Origin of the sequence: Mesorhizobium sp. M1329, assembly GCF_040318035.1 — a bacterium.
Taxonomy (GTDB): Bacteria; Pseudomonadota; Alphaproteobacteria; order Rhizobiales; family Rhizobiaceae; genus Mesorhizobium.
This window is the reverse complement of record NZ_JAMYLN010000057.1, coordinates 1-20,759: the sequence shown is the minus strand read 5'-3', so window position 1 is coordinate 20,759 and position 20,759 is coordinate 1. Positions and strand designations below refer to the sequence as shown.

Here is a 20,759-nt window from a genome sequence, read left to right as displayed (position 1 = left end):
GGTTATCCGAATAGTGCCTCGAAGATCGTCCCATCAGGTGGGTGTAGCTCGAATGTTTCGAAGCCGCTCGCGAGCGGCTGCCGCTGATGTTCCTATTCTGTGTGCTATAGGTTCTGTTTAATTGGAGAAAAACCGATGCAGCGGACCGTGACGGTAATCGAGAAAATTACGGGGCCGGGTGATCGGCGCGTATCCGGTCGATCTTTCGGGCCAGGATCACCAGACTTCCGATGATCAGTATTTTGCCAAAGCATTCGAAGCCGCCGTCGACGGCGGCCTTATTACGGAGGCTGAAGCGCACGCTGTCGAATTCCGTCTGGAATAGACACTCAAGCCGAGATCCACGCTACGTTCGCCTTTCCATCGCCGCCTTGGCGCCGCTACGAAAAACCCCGCGCGATGCGGGGTTTTTGATGCGGTAAAAAACCTTACGTCTCAGTACGGCGAATTACACAGCTGCCGAGGGCCATAGCTAGGCTGGAATGTATCGTCTGAAGCTCGATAGCTCCGGTATCGGTCATAGCACCACTGTACATGCGAATCGCCGCGACTGACCCGGTTCTGGTTGTTGTTGATGATCACGCCGCTGATCACCGCGCCGGCAGCGAAGGCCGCCAGCGGAAACCAGTAGTCACCATGGCGGCGATAGCCGCGATGGTATTCACGATAGCCGCGATGACCGTTCCAGTTCACGCCATCGTTGCGCGAAAAATTGCGATTGCGGTTGAATTTCCGCTTCATCCACGGCTTGTAGTCGACCGTCGCCACATCGGACGAAACGGAAGGTGTTTGCGGCAGGAACAGTGGAGCTGCGCCGGCTGACCCGGCTGCCGTCACGAATGAAACTGACAACGTGGCCGCGAGCAAACCCGATAATATCTTGTTCATAAATCTCCTTTGAAGGGATGGTTGATATTCCCTCTTCGAATTTAAAACGATTTAAAGAGGTCAAGGTTCCATGGCGTGTCAGACAGCTTTCGACACCGCCAGCCAGGCTGTTCGAATCACTTGCCAGGTGCTACGGCTCGAATAAGCATGGGCAATCTTCACACGGCGCCGCGGTGTGCTGGCTTGTTTTTCTACGTTTCATACAGTGAGGGACAATGGCAAGCACTCCTTTGATCAGCATTCTGATCACTTTCCTTGTAATCATTCTGGTGCTTTATCTGGTCAACCGGTTGCCGCTTGATGGTCGCACTCGTCAGATTGCCCAAATTGTCGTGATCATTATCGGCATTATTTCACTGCTGAAGTACCTCGCGGTGTTTTAAAGCCAACACGAAAGCGATCGGCCAGGCGGCTGGGCAATGCCCGATTCAATTTGATCGCATTCCGCTCTAGGAAAATATCAGTCTGGCGCGGTTGTCTACGATCCTGACTGCGGTCAGCCGGCCGCTTTGGAAAGCGCCCGTGTCGATGCCAAGCCGGCGTCCCTCGAGCTTCGGAATGTCGACCGGCGTATGTCCGTGCACGACATAGCGGTCGAGAAGATGCGCGGCGTCAAAGAACTCCGAGCGGATGTTGAGCAGGTCGTCCTCGTCCTGCGCGGCGAGGTCGATGCCGGGCCTGATGCCGGCATGAACGAACACGAATTTTGCCGAACAGACCATGACCGGCAGCGCGCGCATGAAGCTGATATGGCCGGCGGGAATGATCTCCCGAATGCGCCGGTCGACCTCCTCGCTTGAACCGTAGAGATCGGCCATGCGCGACGGATCGACGCCGTAGGAAAACAGCGTTTGCAGGCCGCCTATCGCCAGCCACGACTCTCGCGAAATGATCCCGTCGAGATAGTTCAGCATCACGACTTCGTGGTTGCCGGCAAGGCAAATGCGCTGGAAACCTTGGGGTGGCGGCGCCAGCAGATGATCGAGCACACGCGCCGACTGAGGCCCACGATCGACGTAGTCGCCGAGCATGATGATCAGCTTTCGTCCTTCGAAGGGCACCGAATCGAGCAGGATCTTCTGCTCCAGGGCGCGGAGTTCCTTGTAGCAGCCATGCACGTCGCCGATCGCATAGACGACGGTGCCCCGCATATCGATCTCCAGCCGCCGGCGCGCCGCGGCCTGGGACTTTCTCGATCGCTGGAACAGGGTCACGTATGGCATCTCGCATGGCTGTGGTGCGCCTCGATTCCGAAGCAACATGACGCGCTGTGCGTGGATACCATGTCCGGCGCCGGTCGTTCCATACCGGAGTTTCGGACACAACTCGGCTTCGGCGTCCTTACAGGCCGATGCCGCGGCGGTTCAGCGCGGCGGTGATCTCGTCGAGGATGGCCGGGTCGTCGATCGTTGCCGGCATGGCCCATTCCTCCTTGTCGGCGATCTTCTGCATGGTGCCGCGCAGGATCTTGCCGGAGCGCGTCTTCGGCAGGCGCTTGATCGTCACCACCGTCTTGAAGGCGGCGACCGGGCCGATCCGTTCGCGCACCAGCGTGACAACCTCGTTTTCGATGATGCCGGCGTCGCGGTCGACCCCGGCATTCAGCACGACGAAGCCGAGTGGAACCTGGCCTTTCATAGCATCGGCAATACCGACGACAGCGCATTCGGCGACGTCGGGATGCGCGGCCAGAACCTCCTCCATGGCGCCGGTCGATAGCCGGTGACCGGCGACATTGATGATGTCGTCGGTGCGAGCCATGACATAGAGATAGCCGTCCTCGTCCATCATGCCGGCATCCGCGGTTTTGTAGAAGCCGGGGAACTCCTCGAGATAGGCTTGGCGAAACCGCTCGTCGGCATTCCACAGCGTCGGCAGGCAGCCGGGGGGCAACGGCAATCTCACCACGACATTGCCAAGCGTACCACGCTTGACCCCATGCCCGGCATCGTCCAGCACGCGGATGTCGTAGCCGGGCATCGGCACGCCGGGCGAGCCGTATTTGACCGGCAACAGGCCCAGTCCGGCGGGATTAATGGTCATCGGCGAGCCGGTCTCCGTCTGCCACCAATGATCGATCACGGGCACGTTCAATTTCTGCTCCGCCCATTTGATGGTTTCCGGATCGGCGCGCTCGCCGGCCAGGAACAGCGTGCGGAATTTGGACAGGTCGTATTTCGGGACGAATTCGCCTTTGGGGTCCTGTCCTTTGATGGCGCGAAAGGCGGTTGGCGCGGTGAACAGCGCGACCACCCCATGCTCGGCGATCACACGCCAATAGGTGCCGGCATCGGGCGTGCCGACCGGCTTGCCCTCGAACAGGATGGTTGTGCAGCCATGCAGCAGCGGGCCGTAGACGATATAGGAATGGCCGACTACCCAGCCGACATCGGAAGCGGCCCAGAACACTTCGCCCGGCTTGACGCCGAACTCGTTTTCCATCGACCATTTCAGCGCGACCATGTGGCCGCCATTGTCGCGCACGATGCCCTTCGGCTGGCCGGTCGTGCCCGACGTGTAGATGATGTAGAGCGGATCGGTGGCAAGCACCGGAACACAGTCGACATTGGCGCCGGCGGCCCGCTCACGTGCCACGGCGTCGGCATAGTCGATGTCGTAGTTTTCCCTGAGCTCGCAGCGCAATTGGTCGCGCTGCAGGATGAGGCAGCTTTCCGGCTTGTGCCGCGACATCTCGATCGCCTTGTCGAGCAGCGGCTTATAGGCAACGATGCGCCCTGGCTCCAGTCCGCAGGACGCCGAGATGATCAGCTTCGGCTTGGCGTCGTCGATGCGGGTGGCGAGCTCATGCGAGGCAAAGCCGCCGAAGACCACCGAATGCACGGCGCCGATCCGCGCACAGGCAAGCATGGCGAAGGCTGCCTCCGGTACCATCGGCATGTAGATGATGACGCGATCGCCTTTTTGAATGCCGCGATTCTTGAGCACCGAGGTCAGCGCGACCACCTCGCGCTTCAACTCGGCATACGTGAATTTCCTGATTGTACCCGAAATCGCGCTGTCATGGATCAACGCGATCTGGTCGGCACGGCCGCCCGCCACATGACGATCGACGGCATTGAAGCAGGTGTTGCACGAGGCGCCGTTGAACCACCGGCCATAGACGCCGGCATTGGCATCGAAAACGGTCTCGAAAGGCGAGAACCAGTCGATTGCACTCGCCGCATCGGCCCAGAATTTTTCCGGGTCGCGTTTCCAGTCGTCATAGACCTCATGGTAGCGTGACGCCATCCAGCTTCCTCCCCAGGAATGTTTGCTGTCCTTGAAATAGCGTATGCTGGTTTGTGTAACCATGTATTTGTGCGTTTCGTTTGCCGTCGTTCTAATTCGGCCGCAAATGCAGGTCGTCGTGGTCTGCGGGGCTGATCGGCCGAATTTTCAACATTGGGGGGCAGGGCGCGATGAAACTGCGATACGAGCTTGGATTTGCCGTGATTGCGACGCTGGCGTTGGTGCTCGCTTCAGCTGCTCAGGCCGGCGATGCGGCGGCACGGCGCATCATCGGCTTTTCGCCAGACGGCAACTACTTCGCCTTCGAACAGTACGGCAAGCTCGATGCCGGTGCTTCGGATTCGGGCTGGTCGGAGATCGACATCATCGACACGCGGACCGATGAGTTCGTCGGCGGCAAGCCGATCGTCATCGTCGACGAGACGGAGGATGCGACACTGACGCTTGCGCAGGCGAGGGAGCGTGCCGCGGCGCAGGCGGCGCCGTTGCTGGCCAAATATGCCATAGCGCCGCGCGGCGAGCGGACGGGCTTAGACAAATTCACCTTTCCCGACGACATGGTCGCCTACAACGACATTGCGCGCCTTGAGCAGGTTTCGCAGAAATGGCTTTCGCCGGCCTATGACGAGCTTGGCATCTCGACCATCCAGCTCGAGCAGATCCTTGCCGACAGCACGGCGGATTGTTCATCGAGTTTCGACGGGACGCAGCAAGGCGAAACGACCGGCAAGGCGCTCGGCTTTCGCCTGACACTGCAGGGTCAGGACGGCAAGCCGATCAAGCTGCTGCATGAGGACAAGGCGGTGCCCGGTTCGAGGAATTGCCCGACTTCCTACAGCCTGTCGGAATCTTACGCATTCACCCCGGATGGAAAACCGGGCGTGCTTGCCGTGCTCGTGCAGCGCTTCAGCCAGGGATTTGAAGGGCGCGACCGCCGTTTCATCGCCGTGACTGGCCGGGCGCACTGAGGCAACGGGCTGAGAAGTAGTCCGCTACCCGAGTTTGTTGTCCCTAAAGCGGGAGGGCAGCGAGCATAAGTCCGACCCCGCCGACGATCAGCAAGGCGGCTGCCAGCACCTTTCCATGGCGCTCGAAACCCGTCGGCGCCCGATCCCAATTGTAACGCATGCTCAAACTCCCCAAACCCGCAGGTTCTTTATCTTACGCAGGGTGAGGAGGGCAACTGTCTGGCGATGTGCGGCGTTGCCGATGTCGGTCTTATCACCGACTATTTCTGGGGCATTCTCCGCCGCTACATGCCCCAGCGCAGCGCGGCCGTATGTACCGGTGCATCCCACCAAACAGCCGCCTCGTCGTCGAGCATGCTCAGCGTGATCGAACAGCCGGCCATGTCGAGCGAGGTCACATAGGACCCGACCAGCGACCGGGCCACCGTCACGCCGTGCTTCTCGAAGATTTTGCGGGCGCTGTTGTACATCAGATAAAGCTCCATCAACGGTGTGCCGCCAAAGCCATTGACGAAGAGTAGCGCCTGGCCTCTGGCACCGTCGCCCAGGTCACCCAGGATTGCGGTACAGATCTCGTCGGCGATAGCGTCGGCGCTCTTCAATGTGTCGCGTCGCCTTCCCGGCTCGCCATGGATACCGACCCCGAACTCCATCTCGCCGTCGCCGATGTCGAAGGTCGGCTTGCCCGCCGCCGGCACGGTGCAACTGGTCAGCGCCACGCCCATCGAGCGCGTCGCGCCGTTGACGCGCTCGCCGAGCGCCTTCAAAGGCTCTAGTGGCATGCCTTGTTCGGCCGCCGCGCCGACGATTTTCTCGACCACCAGCGTACCGGCGACGCCGCGCCGGCCGGTGGTGTAGGACGAGTTTTCGACCGCGACGTCGTCATTGGTCACGATTTGCATCACGCCTTCCGTCATTTCAGCGGCCATGTCGAAATTCATCACGTCGCCCTCGTAGTTCTTGACGATGAACAGGCAGCCGGCGCCCGTATTGACGGCTTCAGCCGCCGCCATCATCTGGTCAGGCGTCGGCGAGGTGAATACCTGGCCGGGGCAGGCGGCATCCAGCATGCCGTGCCCGACGAACCCGCCATGCAGCGGCTCGTGACCCGAGCCGCCGCCGGAGATCAGCGCCACCTTGCCCGGCTTGAGCACCTTGCGGCGGACAAATTTGTGCTCCTCGCCGAGCGCCAGGATATCGGCATGCGCGGCAACGAAGCCGTCAAGGCTCTCGGTCAGCACCGTATCGACCGAATTCAGAAATTTCTTCATGGCTGTCCTCCCGAAATAGCCCAGCGTCAGCTGCCCTTGCCGGCGATGCTGGTGATCTTCTGGATGAAATCGTTGACCGCCCGGTCGAGCGCCGCGTTCTGCTTGTCGTCGCCGAAATCGGGAACGATCAGCGAGACATGCCGTGTCCTACGCATGCCTGCAGCCAGCGACATTTTTCCCGGATGCGCCCGATGGTAGGCTTCAAGGAAATGATCGCGTTCGGCCGGGCTGAAATGGCAAACGGAGAAGATAGCCGGCAAATGCTTCGACGGGATCGGCGTCGAATAGGCCGGGCTGGAAATCTGCGTGACGAAGCTGCGATGCTTGCCCAGCGCATCGGCGAGGCGCTGGCGCATGCCGGACGGGCGCTGGTCGATCACCTGCGACAGGATCGTCTTGTAGGCGCGGATCGCCTCTTCGGGGCCGGATTGCGACGCTTTGTCTGACATGCCGGGGCCTAGATCGAAACGTCCGCGATGGCCGCCTTGGCCATCGCGAGTTGGGCGGGAGCGACGGAGAGGTCACGCAGGCCAGTTTCAAGCAGCGCCGGGATCGAGGCGGGGTCGCCGCCGGCATCGCCACACAGGCTAACCGGGATATTGTGCTCACGGCCGAAGGCGGCAACCGAGGCGATCAGCCGGAGCACCGCCGGGTGCCTGACGGAATTCAGATGTGCGACCGAAATGTTGTCGCGAGCGGCAGCCATTACGTATTGGGTCAAATCATTCGAACCGATCGAGAAGAAGGCGGCCTTGGCGAATGCCTCCGGTGCGATGGCCACCGACGGCACCTCGACCATGATGCCAAGCGGCGGCATTTTTTGCGCGATGCCGCGCGCCAAAAGGTCAGCCTGCTCTTCCGCGAACAGCGCGGTGGCGTGTTCATACTCTTCCGGAACGGCGATCATCGGGAACATCACCTTCAGATTGCCGTGCATGGCGGCGCGTAGCAAGGCGCGGATCTGCACGCGAAAGACCTCTGGGCGCACCAGCGACAGCCTGATCCCGCGCAGGCCAAGGAATGGATTACCTTCCTCGACGGTCAGGCCCGGCACAGGCTTATCGCCGCCCGCATCGACGGTACGGATCGTCACCGGCTTGTCGCCTGCCCATTCCAGCACTTTGCGGTAGGCGCGATATTGGGTTTCCTCGTCCGGCAGCGTCTTGCCGAACAGGAATTCGGTCCGCATCAGCCCGACACCGTCGCACGCCGCAGCATCGATGCTGTCGACATCGGACGGATCGGCAATATTCACCTGCACGCGGACCGCTATGCCGGTCTTCGTTGCTGCCGGCCTTGTCAGATAGGCTGCCGCTTTGCCGCGATGCGCTGCGAAAGCCAACGACGATCGTCGGAATGCGTCGATCTCCGCTTTCGAAGGCGCCAACACGATGCCGCCATGTTCGGCATCGAGCAGAGCCATTCCGGCAAGGTGAGCCGGCGAAGCACCGGGCCCGGCCACCCCACGCGCCACGAGCCCAAGCCCCACCACCATTGGCACGCCGCGTGAGCGTGCCAGCATTGCGACATGACTTGCAGCACTTCCGGCCGTAAGTGCTATGCCGCCGCCGGCACTCCAGTCGGTCTCGAGGAAGCGCGTCGGTGCGATATCCTCGCCGTAGAAGATCGCACCCGCCGGTGCGGCAATGTCGCCGCCCCCGGTCAGCGCGCGTAGCACCTGGTCGCGTATATCGCGCATGTCGGCCGCGCGCGCCCGGAAATAGTCCTGGTCGGATGTTTCGTAGCCGGCGATCTCGGCGTCGAGCGCTGTTCGCCAAGCCACATCAGCAGCCATGCCCTCGACGATGTGCGCAAAGGCCGGACCGGTCAGCGCGTTGTCCTCCAGCATGGCGAGCTGGAATTCGAGGATCCCGGCCGCCTCGCTGTCGCTGGTTTCGATCAATGTCGCGAGCCGGCCTGCGGCAATGGAGATGGCGGCTTCAAGCGCCGCCTTCTCGTCCGCGGCAGTCGCCTTGCGGACATAACGCACAGCAGCCTGGTCCAGATCGAACAGCGGCCCCTCGGCATAGCCGGCCGATGCCGAAATGCCCTGCAGCCTAAGCGGTTCGGGCATGGTCCTTGCCTTCGTCGAAATCGCGCCGCACCAGCTCGACCAGCGCGCCCACCGCCTCACCGGCGCCGTCCCCTCTGGCTCTGATATGCAGGACAGTACCTTTCGGCGCTTTCGCAGCCATTACCTTGACGATGCTCTTGGCGTCGAGCCACGGTCCGTTGGCGGCGAGCGCAATCTCGACGTCGGCCGAAAACGTCTTGGCAAGCTTGGTGAACTTCACCGAAGGACGCGCATGCAGTCCCACCTCATGGGTGATCAGGACGCTGGCTTCGACTGCTGCGGACATGCTTGTCAAAATTCCCGTTCATTCACGACGGCGACAGTTCGTGCGCCGTCGCCACCACTTCCTTGAGCGAGGCGCCGCCGGAAGCCTCGGTTGCCGCCATCACCGCGCCTTCGACGATCGGCGCATTGCAGACGATGATCTTCTGGGCGCGCGGTTCGCCGATCATCTCGACCGCCATCTCGCTATTGGTCTCGGCACCGCCGAGATCGACGAGGATCGCGACACCCGCCTCCGACCAGGCCTTGTCGATGGCGCCTATGATCGCCTCGACATTGGTTCCCAGCCCGCCATGGCCGTTTCCGCCGCACCATGCAAGCGGCACTTCGTTGCCGACCATCTGCCGCACCATGTCGGCGGTGCCTTCGGCGACCAGCGGCGAATGCGATACGATGACGATGCCGACATTGCTCATGCGCGCCTCTCGATTGTCTCGGCTACGGCCCGCACCAGAAGCGCGGTCGAGCGTGCGCCGGCATCCATATGACCGATCGAACGGTCGCCAAGGAAGGAGGCGCGCCCACGCAGCGCCTTCATCGGCACGGTCGCGTCGGCCGCGTTGTCGGCGATCTCGACGATGTCCGCTGCCGCCTTTCCCTCCAGCAGGGCCTCATGCACCGGCTGCAGCACGTCGAGCATGGTTTTTTGCCCGGCCTGCGACTTGCCTCGGGCGGCCACTGCTTCGATCGCCTTGCCGAAGGCCGCCGCCAGATCGGCGCGATCCGGCGCGGCGGGAATCTCCTTGCCGAGCGCCATGAACAGCGTGCCGAACAAGGGACCGGAGGCTCCGCCGACGGTCATCACCAGCTTGGTGCCGATCGCCTTCAGCGCCTCGGGCAACGGCTTTGCCGCGAACGCGCCGGCCTCGGCCCGCACGGCCTCGAAGCCGCGTTTCATGTTGAGCCCATGGTCGCCGTCGCCGATCGCCTGGTCGAGCCTGGTCAGCTCTTCGGCATGGGCGGCGATGGTGTTTGCCGTCGCCTCGATCAGCTTGGAGAGATCCGCTGCCGCCATGTCACCCATGCTCCTGGCCCCTGCGCTGCCGGCAGTACGAGAAAATTGCATATCCGGCAATTGAAGCATTCTTTTCCCCAGTCAAGCGGGTTCGAGCAACGCAGCGAGGGCAGTGAAGACCTCGGCGACGGCAAAGGCGCCCGGATCGACCACGCCGTCGAGCTCGCTGCCAATATAGGCGGACCGCCCGGCCTTGGCCTTGCGCATGGCAGCGGTGGCCTCGGCTCCGCGTTGCGCCGCGACCGCCGCATCTTCCAGACTCCCCTTATCCAGCGCCCTCAAGGCGGGTTCCAGGGCATCGATCATCGTGCGATCGCCGATCCTCGCTCCACCATAGAAGGACACCCGATCCAGGCCAGCGAGAAGCGCCTTGGGAAGCGTTTCGCCAGACTGCAGCGCCTGCGCGGCGGCGGTGAAGAAGATCGACAGCAGCACGCCGCTAGAGCCGCCCATGCTGGCGCTCAGGATGTCGCCGACGGCGGCGAGCGTTGCGGCAGGGTCGGCGAGCGGCAGTGTCGCAATGCGGCCTAGCACGCTGCGCGCACCGGCCGCCACAGTCGATCCGGTGTCGCCGTCTCCAGCCTTGGCGTCCAGTCCGTTCAACGCGCCTTCAAGCGAGATCAGCCGTTCGCAGACCGCGACCACCAGCCGCTCGGTGCGCGCGTCCTGGCTGGCTTTCGACGCGTTGCCAAGGCTGCCGGCTTTTGCCATCGGCACGATGCTCATTGGGCCAACCGCTCTTGCCGGCAGCCAGGCGTGAGGACCTACCGGCGCCCGCAACGCCGCTTCGCGCGGCGCATCGAGCCGGATCAGCGACAGAGAAAAGCCGTTCATGTTGAGCGCCGTCATAAGCTGCCCAGGCCCGATCGTCAGCGTCACCTTTCGTGCCAGCGGTGATGCCAACACCGCATTGGCGACAAGCAACATTTCCAGCGGTGGCACCGAACCGAGATTGTTGATCAGCAAGGCGTAGTCGCTGGCCGGATCGAGCCGCGCGGCAAGGCGCTCCGACATGATCGCAACCAGTCTTTCGGCACTTTGTATCGCAATCCGCTCAACGCCCGGTTCGCCATGGATGCCGAGGCCGAGTTCAGCGTCGTCGGCGCCAAATCTTTCGTCATGGCTCTGGCCGGGGATCGAGCAGGACGACAGCGATATGCCGAGTGAAACGATATCCGCCGCCGCGGCGCGCGCCGCAGCGGCAACCGTCGCCAGATCGTTGCCGGCTTCTGACAGATAGCCTGCGATCTTGTGCACGAACAAGGTGCCGGCAACGCCGCGCGGCTGGGCAATGTCCGGCAGGGCAATGTCGTCGGCGACGATCACCATCTCGACGCGGAAGCCTTCGGCGCGCGCCTTCTCGGCGGCCAAGCCGAAGTTGAGGCGATCGCCGGTATAGTTCTTGACGATCAGCAGGCACCCGGCGGGACCGGTCACCGCGCGGATGGCGGCCAATACTGCTTCCACGCTCGGCGAAGCAAAGATCTCGCCCGAAACCGCCGCCGTCAGCATGCCCATGCCGACGAAGCCGGCATGGGCGGGTTCGTGCCCGGCCCCGCCGCCGGAAATGACCGCGACCTTGGTCTTATCCCAGTCGGCGCGGAGAATGACCTTGATCTCGGGATAGCCGTCGAGGCGAGCGAGAACGCCGGCGCCGGTCGTGCCGAGAAAGCCGTCCAGGGCCTCAGTTACGATCGTATCCCTGCGATTGAAAAAATGCTTCATCGAATTGGTCCAGTCCGGTGCCCGAAATTGCCGGTTGAAAGGTGCCAGGAAAACACTCGCGCAGCGCTCACATCAGCCGTCGCCCATCGGCGCCGAAATACAGCGGCGAGCGATAGCGGATCATGATCTTGTCGCCCTGCGCCAGGTCGGTGTCGGGGTCGGTCAGCGTCACCAGCTTCTTGGTCCCCACTGTCACGTGCAGATGGTTCTGGTCGCCGAGATGCTCGACCCAATCGACGACGCCGTCGGCATGGCCGTTCGCGGCCTTCTCGATCGAAAGATGTTCGGTACGCGCACCGATTGTCTTGGTTCCCGTCGGCGCGCCGCCATCCGGCAGCAAGCCGACCGGCAACAAATTGATGGCCGGTTGGCCGAGCCTTGCCGCGACGTGAAGGTTTGCCGGCTCAGAATAGATCGTGCGCGGGGAACCAATCTGCACCAGCACGCCGTCGGCGAGGATGCCGATGCGGTCGGCCATGGTCATCGCTTCGATCTGGTCGTGTGTGACGTAAAGCATGGTGGCGCCGAGTTCGGCCTGGATGCGCTTCAGCTCGAGCCTGAGATCGGCGCGCAGCTTGGCGTCGAGCGACGACAGCGGCTCGTCCATCAGGTAGATCGACGGCTTGCGCACCAAAGCGCGGCCGATGGCGACGCGCTGCATCTCGCCGCCCGAGAGTTTGGTCGAGCGATTATTCAGCTTGTGGTGGATGCGCACCATCTTGGCCACATCCTCGACGCGGCGGCGGATCTGGTCCTCCGGCATTTTCCGCGCCGGCGAGCGCAGCGGAAAGGCGAGGTTGTCGTAGACTGACAGATGCGGATAGAGCGAATATTGCTGGAAGACGAAAGCGGTGTCGCGCTCGGCCGGCGACAGCGTCGTCGTGTCGTGGCCGGCAATATGGATCGAGCCCGCTTCCGGCCGCTCCAGCCCGGCGATCAGCCTGAGCGTCGTCGTCTTGCCGGCACCGGTCGGCCCGAGCAGCACGACGAATTCGCCGTCGGCGATATGCAGGTCGAGATTGTCGAGGGCGACATGCTCGCCAAAAACCTTGGTCACGCCTTTGATGTGAACGTCAGCCATGATGCGCTCTCCCCTGGGAGGCCGAGTCATGGATTTCGGTGCGCACCGCACGCCCGGATCCTTTTGCGAACAGCGACAGCCGCGCGCTGCTCAGCGCCAGGCCGACATGATCGCCCGGATTGAGTCGGATTTCGGCCGGCACCCTGGCCTTGATGATGCCGTCTGCCGTCTCCACCGCCACGATCTGAGTCGTGCCGAGATATTCCGTGCCGTAAATAGCACCGCGCAACTTCGAAGCGTCGTCGAAGCGGATGTGCTCCGGTCGGATGCCAAGCGCCATCTCGGCCGGCGCGACATCCTCGCGCACCTCCGGCACGGCCACCTTCGCGCCCTGCACAACAATTTCCCTGGCACCCTTTGAAAGGCCTCCGCCGAAGCCGAGGAAATTCATCGGCGGCGAGCCGATGAAGTCGGCGACGAACATCGTCGCCGGCCGGTCGTAGATCTCGCGCGGCGTGCCGAATTGTTCGATGACGCCGTGGTTCATCACCGCGATCTTGTCGGCCATCGACATCGCTTCCATCTGGTCATGCGTGACATAGACGGTGGTGGCGTGGATGCGGTTGTGCAGTTCGCGCAGCTCATGGACCATCAGGTCCCGGAATTCGGTGTCGAGCGTGCCGAGCGGCTCGTCCATCAGGAAACATTTTGGCCGCCGTACGATGGCGCGGCCGAGCGCCACGCGCTGGCGATCGCCGCCGGCTAGCCCGGAGACCGATTTGTTGAGCAGATGGTCGATCCGCAACAGCTTCGCCGTCTCTTCCACCCTGGCTCGGATTTCAGCGCCTGGCATGCCTTGCGCCAGCAGTGGAAAGCCGATGTTCTTCCGCACATTCATGTGCGGATAGAGCGCGAACAGCTGGAATACGAAGGCAATGTCGCGCTCGCGGGCACGCCGCATGGTGACGTCCTCGCCGCCAAGCAGGATCTTGCCGCCGGTCGGCAGTTCGAGCCCGGCGATCATACGAAGCGTCGTCGTCTTGCCGCAGCCCGACGGCCCCAGCATGACGAAGAATTCGCCGTCCTCGACGACGAAGTTGGAATCCTGCACGGCGACGAAATCGCCGAATGCCTTCCTCAGATGTTCGACCCTGATCTCGGCCATCGTCTACTCCGGAAATTTCGAGACGATGATGAACATCGCCGTGCCGGCCAGCATGGTGATGAAGGAATAGGTGTAGAGCGCCAGCGCGAAGGGCTGGAACAGCATCAGGAAGCCGATCGCGATGATCGCGGTGGCGACGTTTTCCATCAGCCCGCGCCTGGCCCAGACGGGCCAGCGCGATTTGCGTTTAGTGGTCAGGTTCATTTGCGCACCGCGCCGAAGGTGATGCCGCGCAACAATTGCTTGCGAAGCAGGATGGTGAAGACAAGGATCGGCACCAGGAAGATCGTCGTGCCGGCAGCGACCGCCGGCCAGTCCTGGCCGCCTTCGCCAATGATGGTCGGGATGAAGGGCGGCGCGGTCTGCGCCGTGCCCGAAGTCAGCAGCGCGGCGAAGGCATATTCGTTCCAGGCAAAGATCAGGCAGAAGATGGCTGTTGCGGCAATGCCGGTGGTCGCCTGCGGCAGTACGGTGCGCCAGAACGCCTGCAGCCGCGTATAGCCGTCGATCATCGCCGCTTCTTCATATTCGCGCGGGATCTCGTCGATAAAGCCTTTCAGCAGCCATACCGCCAAGGACACGTTGACCGCCGTATAAAGCAGGATCATGCCGAGCGCCGTATCCGACAGGCCAAGCTCGCGATACATCAGGTAGATGGGAATCGCGACGGCGATCGGCGGCATCATCCGCGTCGACAGGATGAAGAACAGAAGGTCGTCGGCGAGCGGCACCTTGAAGCGCGAAAAACCATAGGCCGACAGCGTGCCGAGGAACACCGCGCAAAACGTCGAGCCGAACGCGATGATCAGCGAATTGACGAAGCGCGGCATGAAGTTCGACGGGCCGGCGATCACCATGTTGCGCTTGCGCACCGTCTCGTCGCACAGGCCCGTCGCCGGCCCAAGCGAGTTGATGTATTCCGGCGTCTGCCTTGTGCGCGTCGTGAACAGGTTGCAGTAGCCCTCAACGCTCGGCTGAAACAGGATCTTCGGTGGGTAAGCGATGGAATCGGGCGGCGTCTTGAAGCTGGTGGCGAAGATCCACAGCAGCGGCACGATCGAGATCAGCGCGTAGGCGACGATGATCGTGCCGGCGACGCGCTTCGACGTGGCCGACGGCGCGACAACGGAATGGGCTGACGTCAGGCTCATCTCTGCTTCACCTTGTTGAGCGCCTTGACGTAGATGTTGGCCAGCCCGAACACCGCGACGAACAGGATGATGGCGAAGGCCGAGGAATAGCCCGTCCGCCAGCTTTCGAAGGCCTGCCGCTTCAACGTGATCGAGGCCACTTCGGTGGTCGATCCCGGCCCGCCGCCGGTGAGCAAATTGACCATGTCGAACATCTTGAAGTTCTCGATGCCGCGAAACAGCACCGCCAGCATGATGAAGGGTAGCGCCATCGGCAGTGTGATCGACCAGAACTGCCGCCAGTTGGAGGCGCGGTCGACCTCGGCCGCTTCGTAGATGTATTCGGGGATCGAGCGCAGGCCGGCGAGGCAGATGAGCATCACGTAAGGCGTCCACATCCAGGTGTCGACGATGATGATCGACCATGGCGCCAGTGACACGTTGGAGAGCATGCTGATTTCGGTTGCTGGTATGCCGGTGACGAACGAAACGGCGTAGGCGAACAGCCCGATCTGCGGCTCGTAGAGGAAGCGCCAGAAATTGCCGACCACCGCCGGCGACAGCATCATCGGCACCAGGATGATTGTCGTCCAGAAGGCGTGGCCGCGGAACTTGCGGTCGATCAGCCAGGCCAGCGTAAAGCCGATCAGCGTTTGCAGCAGGATGGTCCAGAACACGAAATGCGCCGTCGTCTGCATGGCGATCCAGATGTCCTGGTCAGCCAGGATGCGCTTGTAGTTCGCCAGCCCAAGGTTTTTCACAACCTCGTTGGGCCGATTGGCGCGAAAATTGGTGAAGGACAGATAGATCGCCCAGAACAGCGGGAAGATATTGATGGCGAGAAGCAACAGGATCGTCGGCGAGATGAACAGCCAGGCGAGGCCCTTGTCGCTGATGCCCCGGACCTTGCGGGCCAACGGCTCAGGCGTAGCCCGGGCAACGCTGTCCGCCGTCCGATTGAGCATGGTCAGTCCTGCTTCGGTCACTTGGCTCGTCTCGACAATGGAATTTATCTGAACTGTGTCCCGTGCCAAGGGTGGCACGGGACGGTTCGGTCATGGGCTCGGGAGGAGCCGTTTACATCTTGCCGTCGTCCTGGAACACCTCGGTCCAGTCCTTGACGAGGCCGTCGAGCGCATCCTTGGCCGAGCCTTGCCCGGCAACCACATAGTCGTGGAAGCGCTTCTGCGATGCCTGCAACAGCGGGGCATAGCTCGGCTCGGCCCAGAAGTCCTTCACGATGGCCATCGAGTCGAGGAAGGTCTGCGCGTAGGGCTGGCTGGCCGGGAAGGCCGGGTCCTTGACGACCGCGTTGAGGCAGGAATAGCCGCCGAGCGACCACCATTTGGACTGCACGTCCTTGTTGGCGAACCATTTGATGTATTTGAGCGCGGCTTCCTGCTTGTCGGAATAGGAGACCACCGAGATGCCCTGGCCCCCGAGCTGGGCGAACTGGTCGCCGTCCGGACCTTTAGGATTGACGAAATAGCCGATCTTGTCGCCGCCGACATTCTCGTCCTTCTGCAGGCCTGGCCAGGTGAAGGCGAAGTTCATGTGCATGGCCACCTGGCCGGATTTGAAGGCATCGACGCCTTCGCCCATGTAGCTGTTCGAGGCGCCGGGAGGGGTGCAGCAATCGTAGAGGGCTTTGTAGAATTCCAGGCCCTTCACCGATTTATCGGAGTTTACGAAGCCTTCCATCTCGTAGGGCTTTTTGGGGTTCTCGTACTGGAAGCCGAAGCTGTAGAGTACGTCCATGGCGCCCATGGTGATGCCTTCCGAGCCGCGCTCGGTATAGATCGACGCGCCATAGACGGTCTTGCCGTCGATCTCGCGCTTCTGGAAGAATTCGGCGATCTGCTTCAACTGGTCGAAGGTCGTCGGCGGCCCGAGATCCCAGCCGTACTTTTCCTTGAATTCCTTCTGCAGCTCCGGCTTGGAGAACCAGTCCTTGCGGTAAGTCCAACCGACAACGTCGCCCATAGCCGGCAACGCCCAGTAATTCGGCGAGTTCTTCGGCCATTCCGAATAGCCAACGACGGTCGCCGGCACGAAATCGTCCATGCTGATCTTCTCCTTGTCGAAGAAGTCGTTCAGCTTGACGTAGTGGCCGTTCTCGGCGGCACCGCCGATCCACTGGCTGTCACCGATGATCAGGTCGCACAGCTTGCCGTGCGAATTCAGCTCGTTGAGAAAGCGGTCGGCATAGTTGGTCCACGGCACGAATTCGAATTTCATGCCGATGCCGGTTTCCTTGGTGAAGTCCTTGGACAATTCCACAAGCGCGTTGGCCGGGTCCCAGGCTGCCCAGCAAAGCGTCAGATCTTCTGCCTGCGCGACGTTCGAAACGGCTGTCGATGCAAAGAGTGTCGAGGCCAGTCCCAACGTCAGTTTCAAGGTCGATTTCATGCCTTCCTCCCATTTGCGAAACGCGTCCGGATGACGGTTTCAAGAGCCCGCTAAACCCCTCCTCCGGGGCCTAAACACTACGACGCGGCGGCGCACCGGATGTTTAGTAATTTGTTTAGTGATGCAATTTTTACTAAACAACGCAAGCGAATTCGTTGCTGCATCGCAGCATGCTGGATAGGAAAGCAACGTGAGAAGTTGCGGCGACCTGCCTAGGTCGCCGTCTTGTTGCTGATCGCCACCGGACGGATCACTGGGGCCGGCGGCAGCAGCGCGCGGATGTCGGCGAAGGGGAAGACCGGCTCGAAGCGGAAGGCCTCGGCGAACGATCCGGCTGGGCCGTTGCACTGGCCGGCGCGAAAGGCGTTCTGCGTGCGCGCCGCGTCGACGAAACGCTCGGGATCCTGCGACTGGTGCGCCCGGATGGCGTCCACCTTTAGATCGAAATGCCTGGAGATATCGACATAGTGCGTTGGCGAAAACCCGGTGCCGCCGAACGTGTCGGCATGCAGCACCGGCACCGAGAATGACGCTGCGATGCGCACGCTATCCGATAGCGCGCGGTGGTCGCCATGATAGTCGTTCGGCGCATGGGTGATCGCCAGATCCGGCCCTATCTCGCCGATCAGTGCTTTCAGCGCCCCGATCAGCGCGGCATCGGCGACCAGTGCGCCATCGGGAAAATCGAGAAAGCGCGGCGTCACGCCAAGCAGGCCGGCCGCCGCCATCGCCTCCTTGCGGCGCGTGCGGGCCAGCGCGGCCGGATCGCCATAGCCGCCCCTGGCGCCATCGGTGGCTATGGCAAAGAAGAGTTCTGCGCCTTGCGCGGCATAGGCCGCCATCGTACCGAACATGAAGATCTCGATGTCGTCCGGATGCGCGCCAAGCGCCAGTATCTTCACTCTCATCTCTCCCGGAAACGGAAAAACGTGCCCAACGGAATTCTGCTCGCTCTCATCGCCTATGCAAGCTATTCGTGCAGCGACGCCGTTGTCAAAAGCCTGGGCGGGCAGTTCAACGTCTTCGAGATCGGCTTCTTCTCGACATTGTTTGCCGGCTGCTTTCTGCTCTTTGCCAGGCCGGCAGGCGAGCGCTGGCGCGATTTCTGGCGCACGACCCGGCCGTGGGCGGTACAGGCCCGCGCCTGGGCCGGCATCGCCTCGGGCGTGCTCAGCGTCTACGCCTTCACCACCATCCCGCTGGCGGAAGTCTATGCGCTGATCTTCCTGGCGCCACTGTTCGTCACCATCCTGGCCACGCTGGTCCTCAAGGAGAAGGTCGGCCCATGGCGGTGGCTGGCGGTCGTCGCCGGCTTTGCCGGGGTCATGCTGGTCGTCAGGCCTGGGTTTCGCGAGTTGCAGCTTGGTCATCTGGCGGCGTTCATCATCGCCTTCCTGGCCGCCACCAATGTCATCCTGATGCGTTCGCTGGCCGCGCAGGAAAAGCGCACGACGATGCTCGGCGTGCTGATCGGCTACGGCCTGCTCTTCAACGGCGTCGGTGCGGCCGCCACCTCGTTCACGCTGCCGGATGGCAGGCAATGGGCCTGGCTGGTGCTGGCCGGCGCCTTTACCGCCGGCGGTCAGCTGCTGCATCTGCTGGCGGTCAAATACGCACCGGCCAACCGCATCGCGCCGACGCATTACTCGCAGATCGTCTGGGCGGTGGTTTTAGGTGCGCTGTTCTTCAGGGAATATCCGGATTTTCTGTCGCTGGTCGGGCTCGCCGTGGTCGGCGGTTCCGGCCTGCTGACGATGGTGCGCGAGGAGGTGCGGCTCGGCACCGTGCGCTGGAACCCGTTTTCGCGGACCAGGCTTTGAGTCGGCGCCGAGGTTGCGCCGCGACCGCCACCGCTGATATGCGGTCGCTGCCAACTGGCTGCACAGCATAGCACAATGACCACAAAACCCTTGCCGGAACTGCCGGTCTCCGCTGTATTGCCGGCGCTCAATGAAGCGCTCGGCCATGGCAACAGCGCCGTGCTGGTGGCGCCGCCCGGCGCCGGCAAGACGACGCTGATTCCACTGGCGCTGCTCGACGCTGAATGGCTCGGCGCCGGAAAGATCATCCTGCTCGAGCCGCGCCGCCTCGCTGCCCGCGCTGCCGCCCGCCGCATGGCCGAATTGCTTGGCGAAGAACCCGGTGAGACGGTCGGCTATGCCATGCGCATGGAAAACCGCACTTCCGCGAAGACCAGGGTCCTCGTCGTCACCGAAGGCGTGCTCTCCCGCATGATCCTCGACGATCCCGAACTGCCCGGTGTCGCGGCGGTGTTGTTCGACGAGTTCCACGAACGCTCGCTCGACGGCGATTTCGGGCTGGCGCTGGCGCTCGACGTGCAAAGTGCGCTGAGGACCGACCTCAGATTGCTGGTGATGTCGGCGACGCTCGACGGTGCGCGTGTCGCAAAATTACTGTCCGGCTCGCCGGTGATCGAGAGCGCAGGCCGCGCCTTTCCGGTCGATGTCCGCTATGACGAGCGGCAGGGCGGCGTCACCATCGAGGACGCGATGGCCAGGACGATCCGCTCGGCGCTTGCCGGGGAGGAGGGCAGCGTGCTCGCTTTCCTGCCCGGCCAGCGCGAGATCGAGCGCACCGCCGAGCGGCTGGCGGGCAAGGTCGGCGCCGATACCGACATCGTGCCGCTCTACGGCATGCTCGACAACAAGGCGCAGGACGCGGCGATCAAGCCGGCGCCGCTCGGCCGCCGCAAGGTCGTGCTGGCGACGTCGATCGCCGAAACCTCCATCACCATCGACGGCGTGCGCGTCGTCATCGATTCCGGCCTGTCGCGGCTGCCGCGCTATGAGCCGGCGAGCGGCCTGACGCGGCTGGAGACGGTACGTGCTTCCCGCGCTTCCGCCGACCAGCGCGCCGGCCGTGCCGGGCGCACGCAGCCGGGCGTCGCCATCCGGTTATGGCGGGCCGAGCAGACGGCGGCCCTGCCGGCCTTCACGCCGCCGGAAATCCTCGAGGCCGATCTTTCCGGCCTGTTGCTCGATTGCGCCGCGTTCGGTGTCGCCGATCCGACCAGCCTGTCCTTCCTCGACCCCCCGCCGGCTCCGGCGCTCACCGAGGCTAGGGCGCTGCTGCGCGCGCTCGATGCTGTCGATGCGGCAGGCCGCCTGACGGAAGCCGGTGCCGCGATGCGCAAGCTGGCGCTACCGGTTCGGCTCGGCCATATGGTCGCCGAGGCGGCAAGGACCGGACAGGCGCTCGAGGCGGCGATGCTCGCCGTGCTGCTCACTGAGCGTGGCCTTGGGGGCGATGGTGCCGATCTCGAACGGCGGCTGATGCGCTTTCGCGCCGAAAAATCGCGGCGTGCCACCGCTGCCCGGCAGCTGGCCGAGAGATTGGCAAAGCAGGCGTTACCCTCCCCCTTGAGGGGAGGGTCGATCCGCGAAGCGGAGCGGGGTGGGGTCGGGTCGGGCACGCCATCGCCGAGCCCCCCCCCGCGCCCACCCCCTTGTGGGCAAAGGACACAACCCCCCCCACCCCACAAAGGGGGGGGGTATTGACGGCGGCTCCGACTACAAAACCGGCCCGCGGCGGGGGGCCACAC

General features: G+C 63.0%; 21 protein-coding genes and 1 pseudogene. 5 read left to right on the top strand and 17 right to left on the bottom strand.

Features of this window, described 5'->3' with window-relative positions:
• Window positions 1–178: 178 nt before the first annotated feature.
• Window positions 179–325 carry a hypothetical protein gene (locus tag NKH21_RS31610; RefSeq protein ID WP_352869813.1) on the top strand — a complete coding sequence of 49 codons (147 nt, stop codon included), beginning with the start codon at window positions 179–181 and terminating at the stop codon, window positions 323–325.
• Window positions 326–435: 110 nt separating this feature from the next.
• Here NKH21_RS31610 and NKH21_RS31605 read toward each other — a convergent pair whose 3' ends face one another.
• A complete protein-coding gene (locus NKH21_RS31605; RefSeq protein ID WP_352869811.1) occupies window positions 436–888 on the bottom strand; it encodes a BA14K family protein in 453 nt (150 codons plus the stop codon).
• 215 nt (window positions 889–1,103) lie between these two features.
• Between NKH21_RS31605 and NKH21_RS31600 the strand changes: the two genes are divergently transcribed.
• Window positions 1,104–1,271 carry a Thivi_2564 family membrane protein gene (locus tag NKH21_RS31600; protein ID WP_352665438.1) on the top strand — a complete coding sequence of 56 codons (168 nt, stop codon included), beginning with the start codon at window positions 1,104–1,106 and terminating at the stop codon, window positions 1,269–1,271.
• Between the two features lie 66 nt (window positions 1,272–1,337).
• Here NKH21_RS31600 and NKH21_RS31595 read toward each other — a convergent pair whose 3' ends face one another.
• Both NKH21_RS31595 and NKH21_RS31590 read right to left on the bottom strand, forming a co-directional pair.
• Window positions 1,338–2,039: a metallophosphoesterase family protein gene (locus tag NKH21_RS31595; RefSeq protein WP_352665437.1), complete on the bottom strand. Its 702-nt coding sequence runs from the start codon at window positions 2,037–2,039 to the stop codon at window positions 1,338–1,340.
• 190 nt (window positions 2,040–2,229) lie between these two features.
• Window positions 2,230–4,137, bottom strand: a complete 1,908-nt coding sequence (locus NKH21_RS31590; RefSeq protein WP_352869809.1) for a propionyl-CoA synthetase — start codon at window positions 4,135–4,137, stop codon at window positions 2,230–2,232.
• A gap of 170 nt (window positions 4,138–4,307) precedes the next feature.
• Here NKH21_RS31590 and NKH21_RS31585 point away from each other — a divergent pair, with 170 nt between their 5' ends.
• The gene (locus tag NKH21_RS31585) at window positions 4,308–5,105 is read left to right on the top strand and encodes a DUF2259 domain-containing protein (RefSeq protein ID WP_352869807.1); all 798 of its coding nucleotides are present in this window, start codon (window positions 4,308–4,310) and stop codon (window positions 5,103–5,105) included.
• A gap of 284 nt (window positions 5,106–5,389) precedes the next feature.
• Here the strand turns inward: NKH21_RS31585 and dhaK are convergent, their stop codons facing one another.
• The 14 genes from dhaK to NKH21_RS31515 form a co-directional block, all read right to left on the bottom strand.
• Window positions 5,390–6,376, bottom strand: coding sequence for a dihydroxyacetone kinase subunit DhaK (gene dhaK / locus NKH21_RS31580; RefSeq protein ID WP_352869805.1), 987 nt, complete (start codon window positions 6,374–6,376; stop codon window positions 5,390–5,392).
• 26 nt (window positions 6,377–6,402) lie between these two features.
• Window positions 6,403–6,825: a hypothetical protein gene (locus tag NKH21_RS31575; protein WP_352869803.1), complete on the bottom strand. Its 423-nt coding sequence runs from the start codon at window positions 6,823–6,825 to the stop codon at window positions 6,403–6,405.
• An 8-nt stretch (window positions 6,826–6,833) separates the two neighbouring features.
• The gene (gene ptsP, locus NKH21_RS31570) at window positions 6,834–8,450 is read right to left on the bottom strand and encodes a phosphoenolpyruvate--protein phosphotransferase (RefSeq protein ID WP_352869801.1); all 1,617 of its coding nucleotides are present in this window, start codon (window positions 8,448–8,450) and stop codon (window positions 6,834–6,836) included.
• Entirely contained in the window at window positions 8,434–8,736 is a 303-nt protein-coding gene (locus NKH21_RS31565; RefSeq protein WP_352869799.1) for an HPr family phosphocarrier protein, read from the bottom strand. The genes ptsP and NKH21_RS31565 overlap by 17 nt, the downstream gene beginning before the upstream one ends.
• 22 nt (window positions 8,737–8,758) lie before the next feature.
• Entirely contained in the window at window positions 8,759–9,148 is a 390-nt protein-coding gene (dhaM, locus tag NKH21_RS31560; RefSeq protein ID WP_352665432.1) for a dihydroxyacetone kinase phosphoryl donor subunit DhaM, read from the bottom strand.
• Window positions 9,145–9,747: a dihydroxyacetone kinase subunit DhaL gene (gene dhaL / locus NKH21_RS31555; protein ID WP_352869796.1), complete on the bottom strand. Its 603-nt coding sequence runs from the start codon at window positions 9,745–9,747 to the stop codon at window positions 9,145–9,147. The genes dhaM and dhaL overlap by 4 nt, the downstream gene beginning before the upstream one ends.
• A gap of 81 nt (window positions 9,748–9,828) precedes the next feature.
• Complete coding sequence (locus NKH21_RS31550; RefSeq protein ID WP_352869794.1) at window positions 9,829–11,472, bottom strand: dihydroxyacetone kinase subunit DhaK; 1,644 nt, start codon at window positions 11,470–11,472, stop codon at window positions 9,829–9,831.
• A gap of 67 nt (window positions 11,473–11,539) precedes the next feature.
• On the bottom strand, window positions 11,540–12,553 hold the full coding sequence (locus NKH21_RS31545; protein ID WP_352869792.1) for an ABC transporter ATP-binding protein: 1,014 nt from the start codon (window positions 12,551–12,553) through the stop codon (window positions 11,540–11,542).
• The gene (locus tag NKH21_RS31540; protein WP_352869790.1) at window positions 12,546–13,658 is read right to left on the bottom strand and encodes an ABC transporter ATP-binding protein; all 1,113 of its coding nucleotides are present in this window, start codon (window positions 13,656–13,658) and stop codon (window positions 12,546–12,548) included. Before NKH21_RS31540 ends, NKH21_RS31545 begins: the two co-directional genes overlap by 8 nt.
• A 3-nt stretch (window positions 13,659–13,661) precedes the next feature.
• The gene (locus NKH21_RS31535) at window positions 13,662–13,862 is read right to left on the bottom strand and encodes a hypothetical protein (RefSeq protein ID WP_352665425.1); all 201 of its coding nucleotides are present in this window, start codon (window positions 13,860–13,862) and stop codon (window positions 13,662–13,664) included.
• Entirely contained in the window at window positions 13,859–14,809 is a 951-nt protein-coding gene (locus NKH21_RS31530; protein WP_023717959.1) for a carbohydrate ABC transporter permease, read from the bottom strand. Before NKH21_RS31530 ends, NKH21_RS31535 begins: the two co-directional genes overlap by 4 nt.
• Complete coding sequence (locus NKH21_RS31525) at window positions 14,806–15,753, bottom strand: carbohydrate ABC transporter permease (protein WP_031211681.1); 948 nt, start codon at window positions 15,751–15,753, stop codon at window positions 14,806–14,808. Before NKH21_RS31525 ends, NKH21_RS31530 begins: the two co-directional genes overlap by 4 nt.
• A 112-nt stretch (window positions 15,754–15,865) precedes the next feature.
• The gene (locus NKH21_RS31520) at window positions 15,866–17,197 is read right to left on the bottom strand and encodes an ABC transporter substrate-binding protein (RefSeq protein WP_352665424.1); all 1,332 of its coding nucleotides are present in this window, start codon (window positions 17,195–17,197) and stop codon (window positions 15,866–15,868) included.
• A 212-nt stretch (window positions 17,198–17,409) separates the two neighbouring features.
• On the bottom strand, window positions 17,410–18,099 hold the full coding sequence (locus NKH21_RS31515; protein ID WP_352869788.1) for a PIG-L deacetylase family protein: 690 nt from the start codon (window positions 18,097–18,099) through the stop codon (window positions 17,410–17,412).
• A 27-nt stretch (window positions 18,100–18,126) separates the two neighbouring features.
• On the opposite strand from NKH21_RS31515, the gene NKH21_RS31510 reads away from it, so the two are divergent.
• Window positions 18,127–19,017, top strand: a complete 891-nt coding sequence (locus NKH21_RS31510; RefSeq protein ID WP_352869786.1) for a DMT family transporter — start codon at window positions 18,127–18,129, stop codon at window positions 19,015–19,017.
• A 75-nt stretch (window positions 19,018–19,092) separates the two neighbouring features.
• Window positions 19,093–20,586 (top strand): annotated as a pseudogene (hrpB, locus tag NKH21_RS31505) (ATP-dependent helicase HrpB); the annotation flags it as partial.
• Window positions 20,587–20,759: the final 173 nt, after the last annotated feature.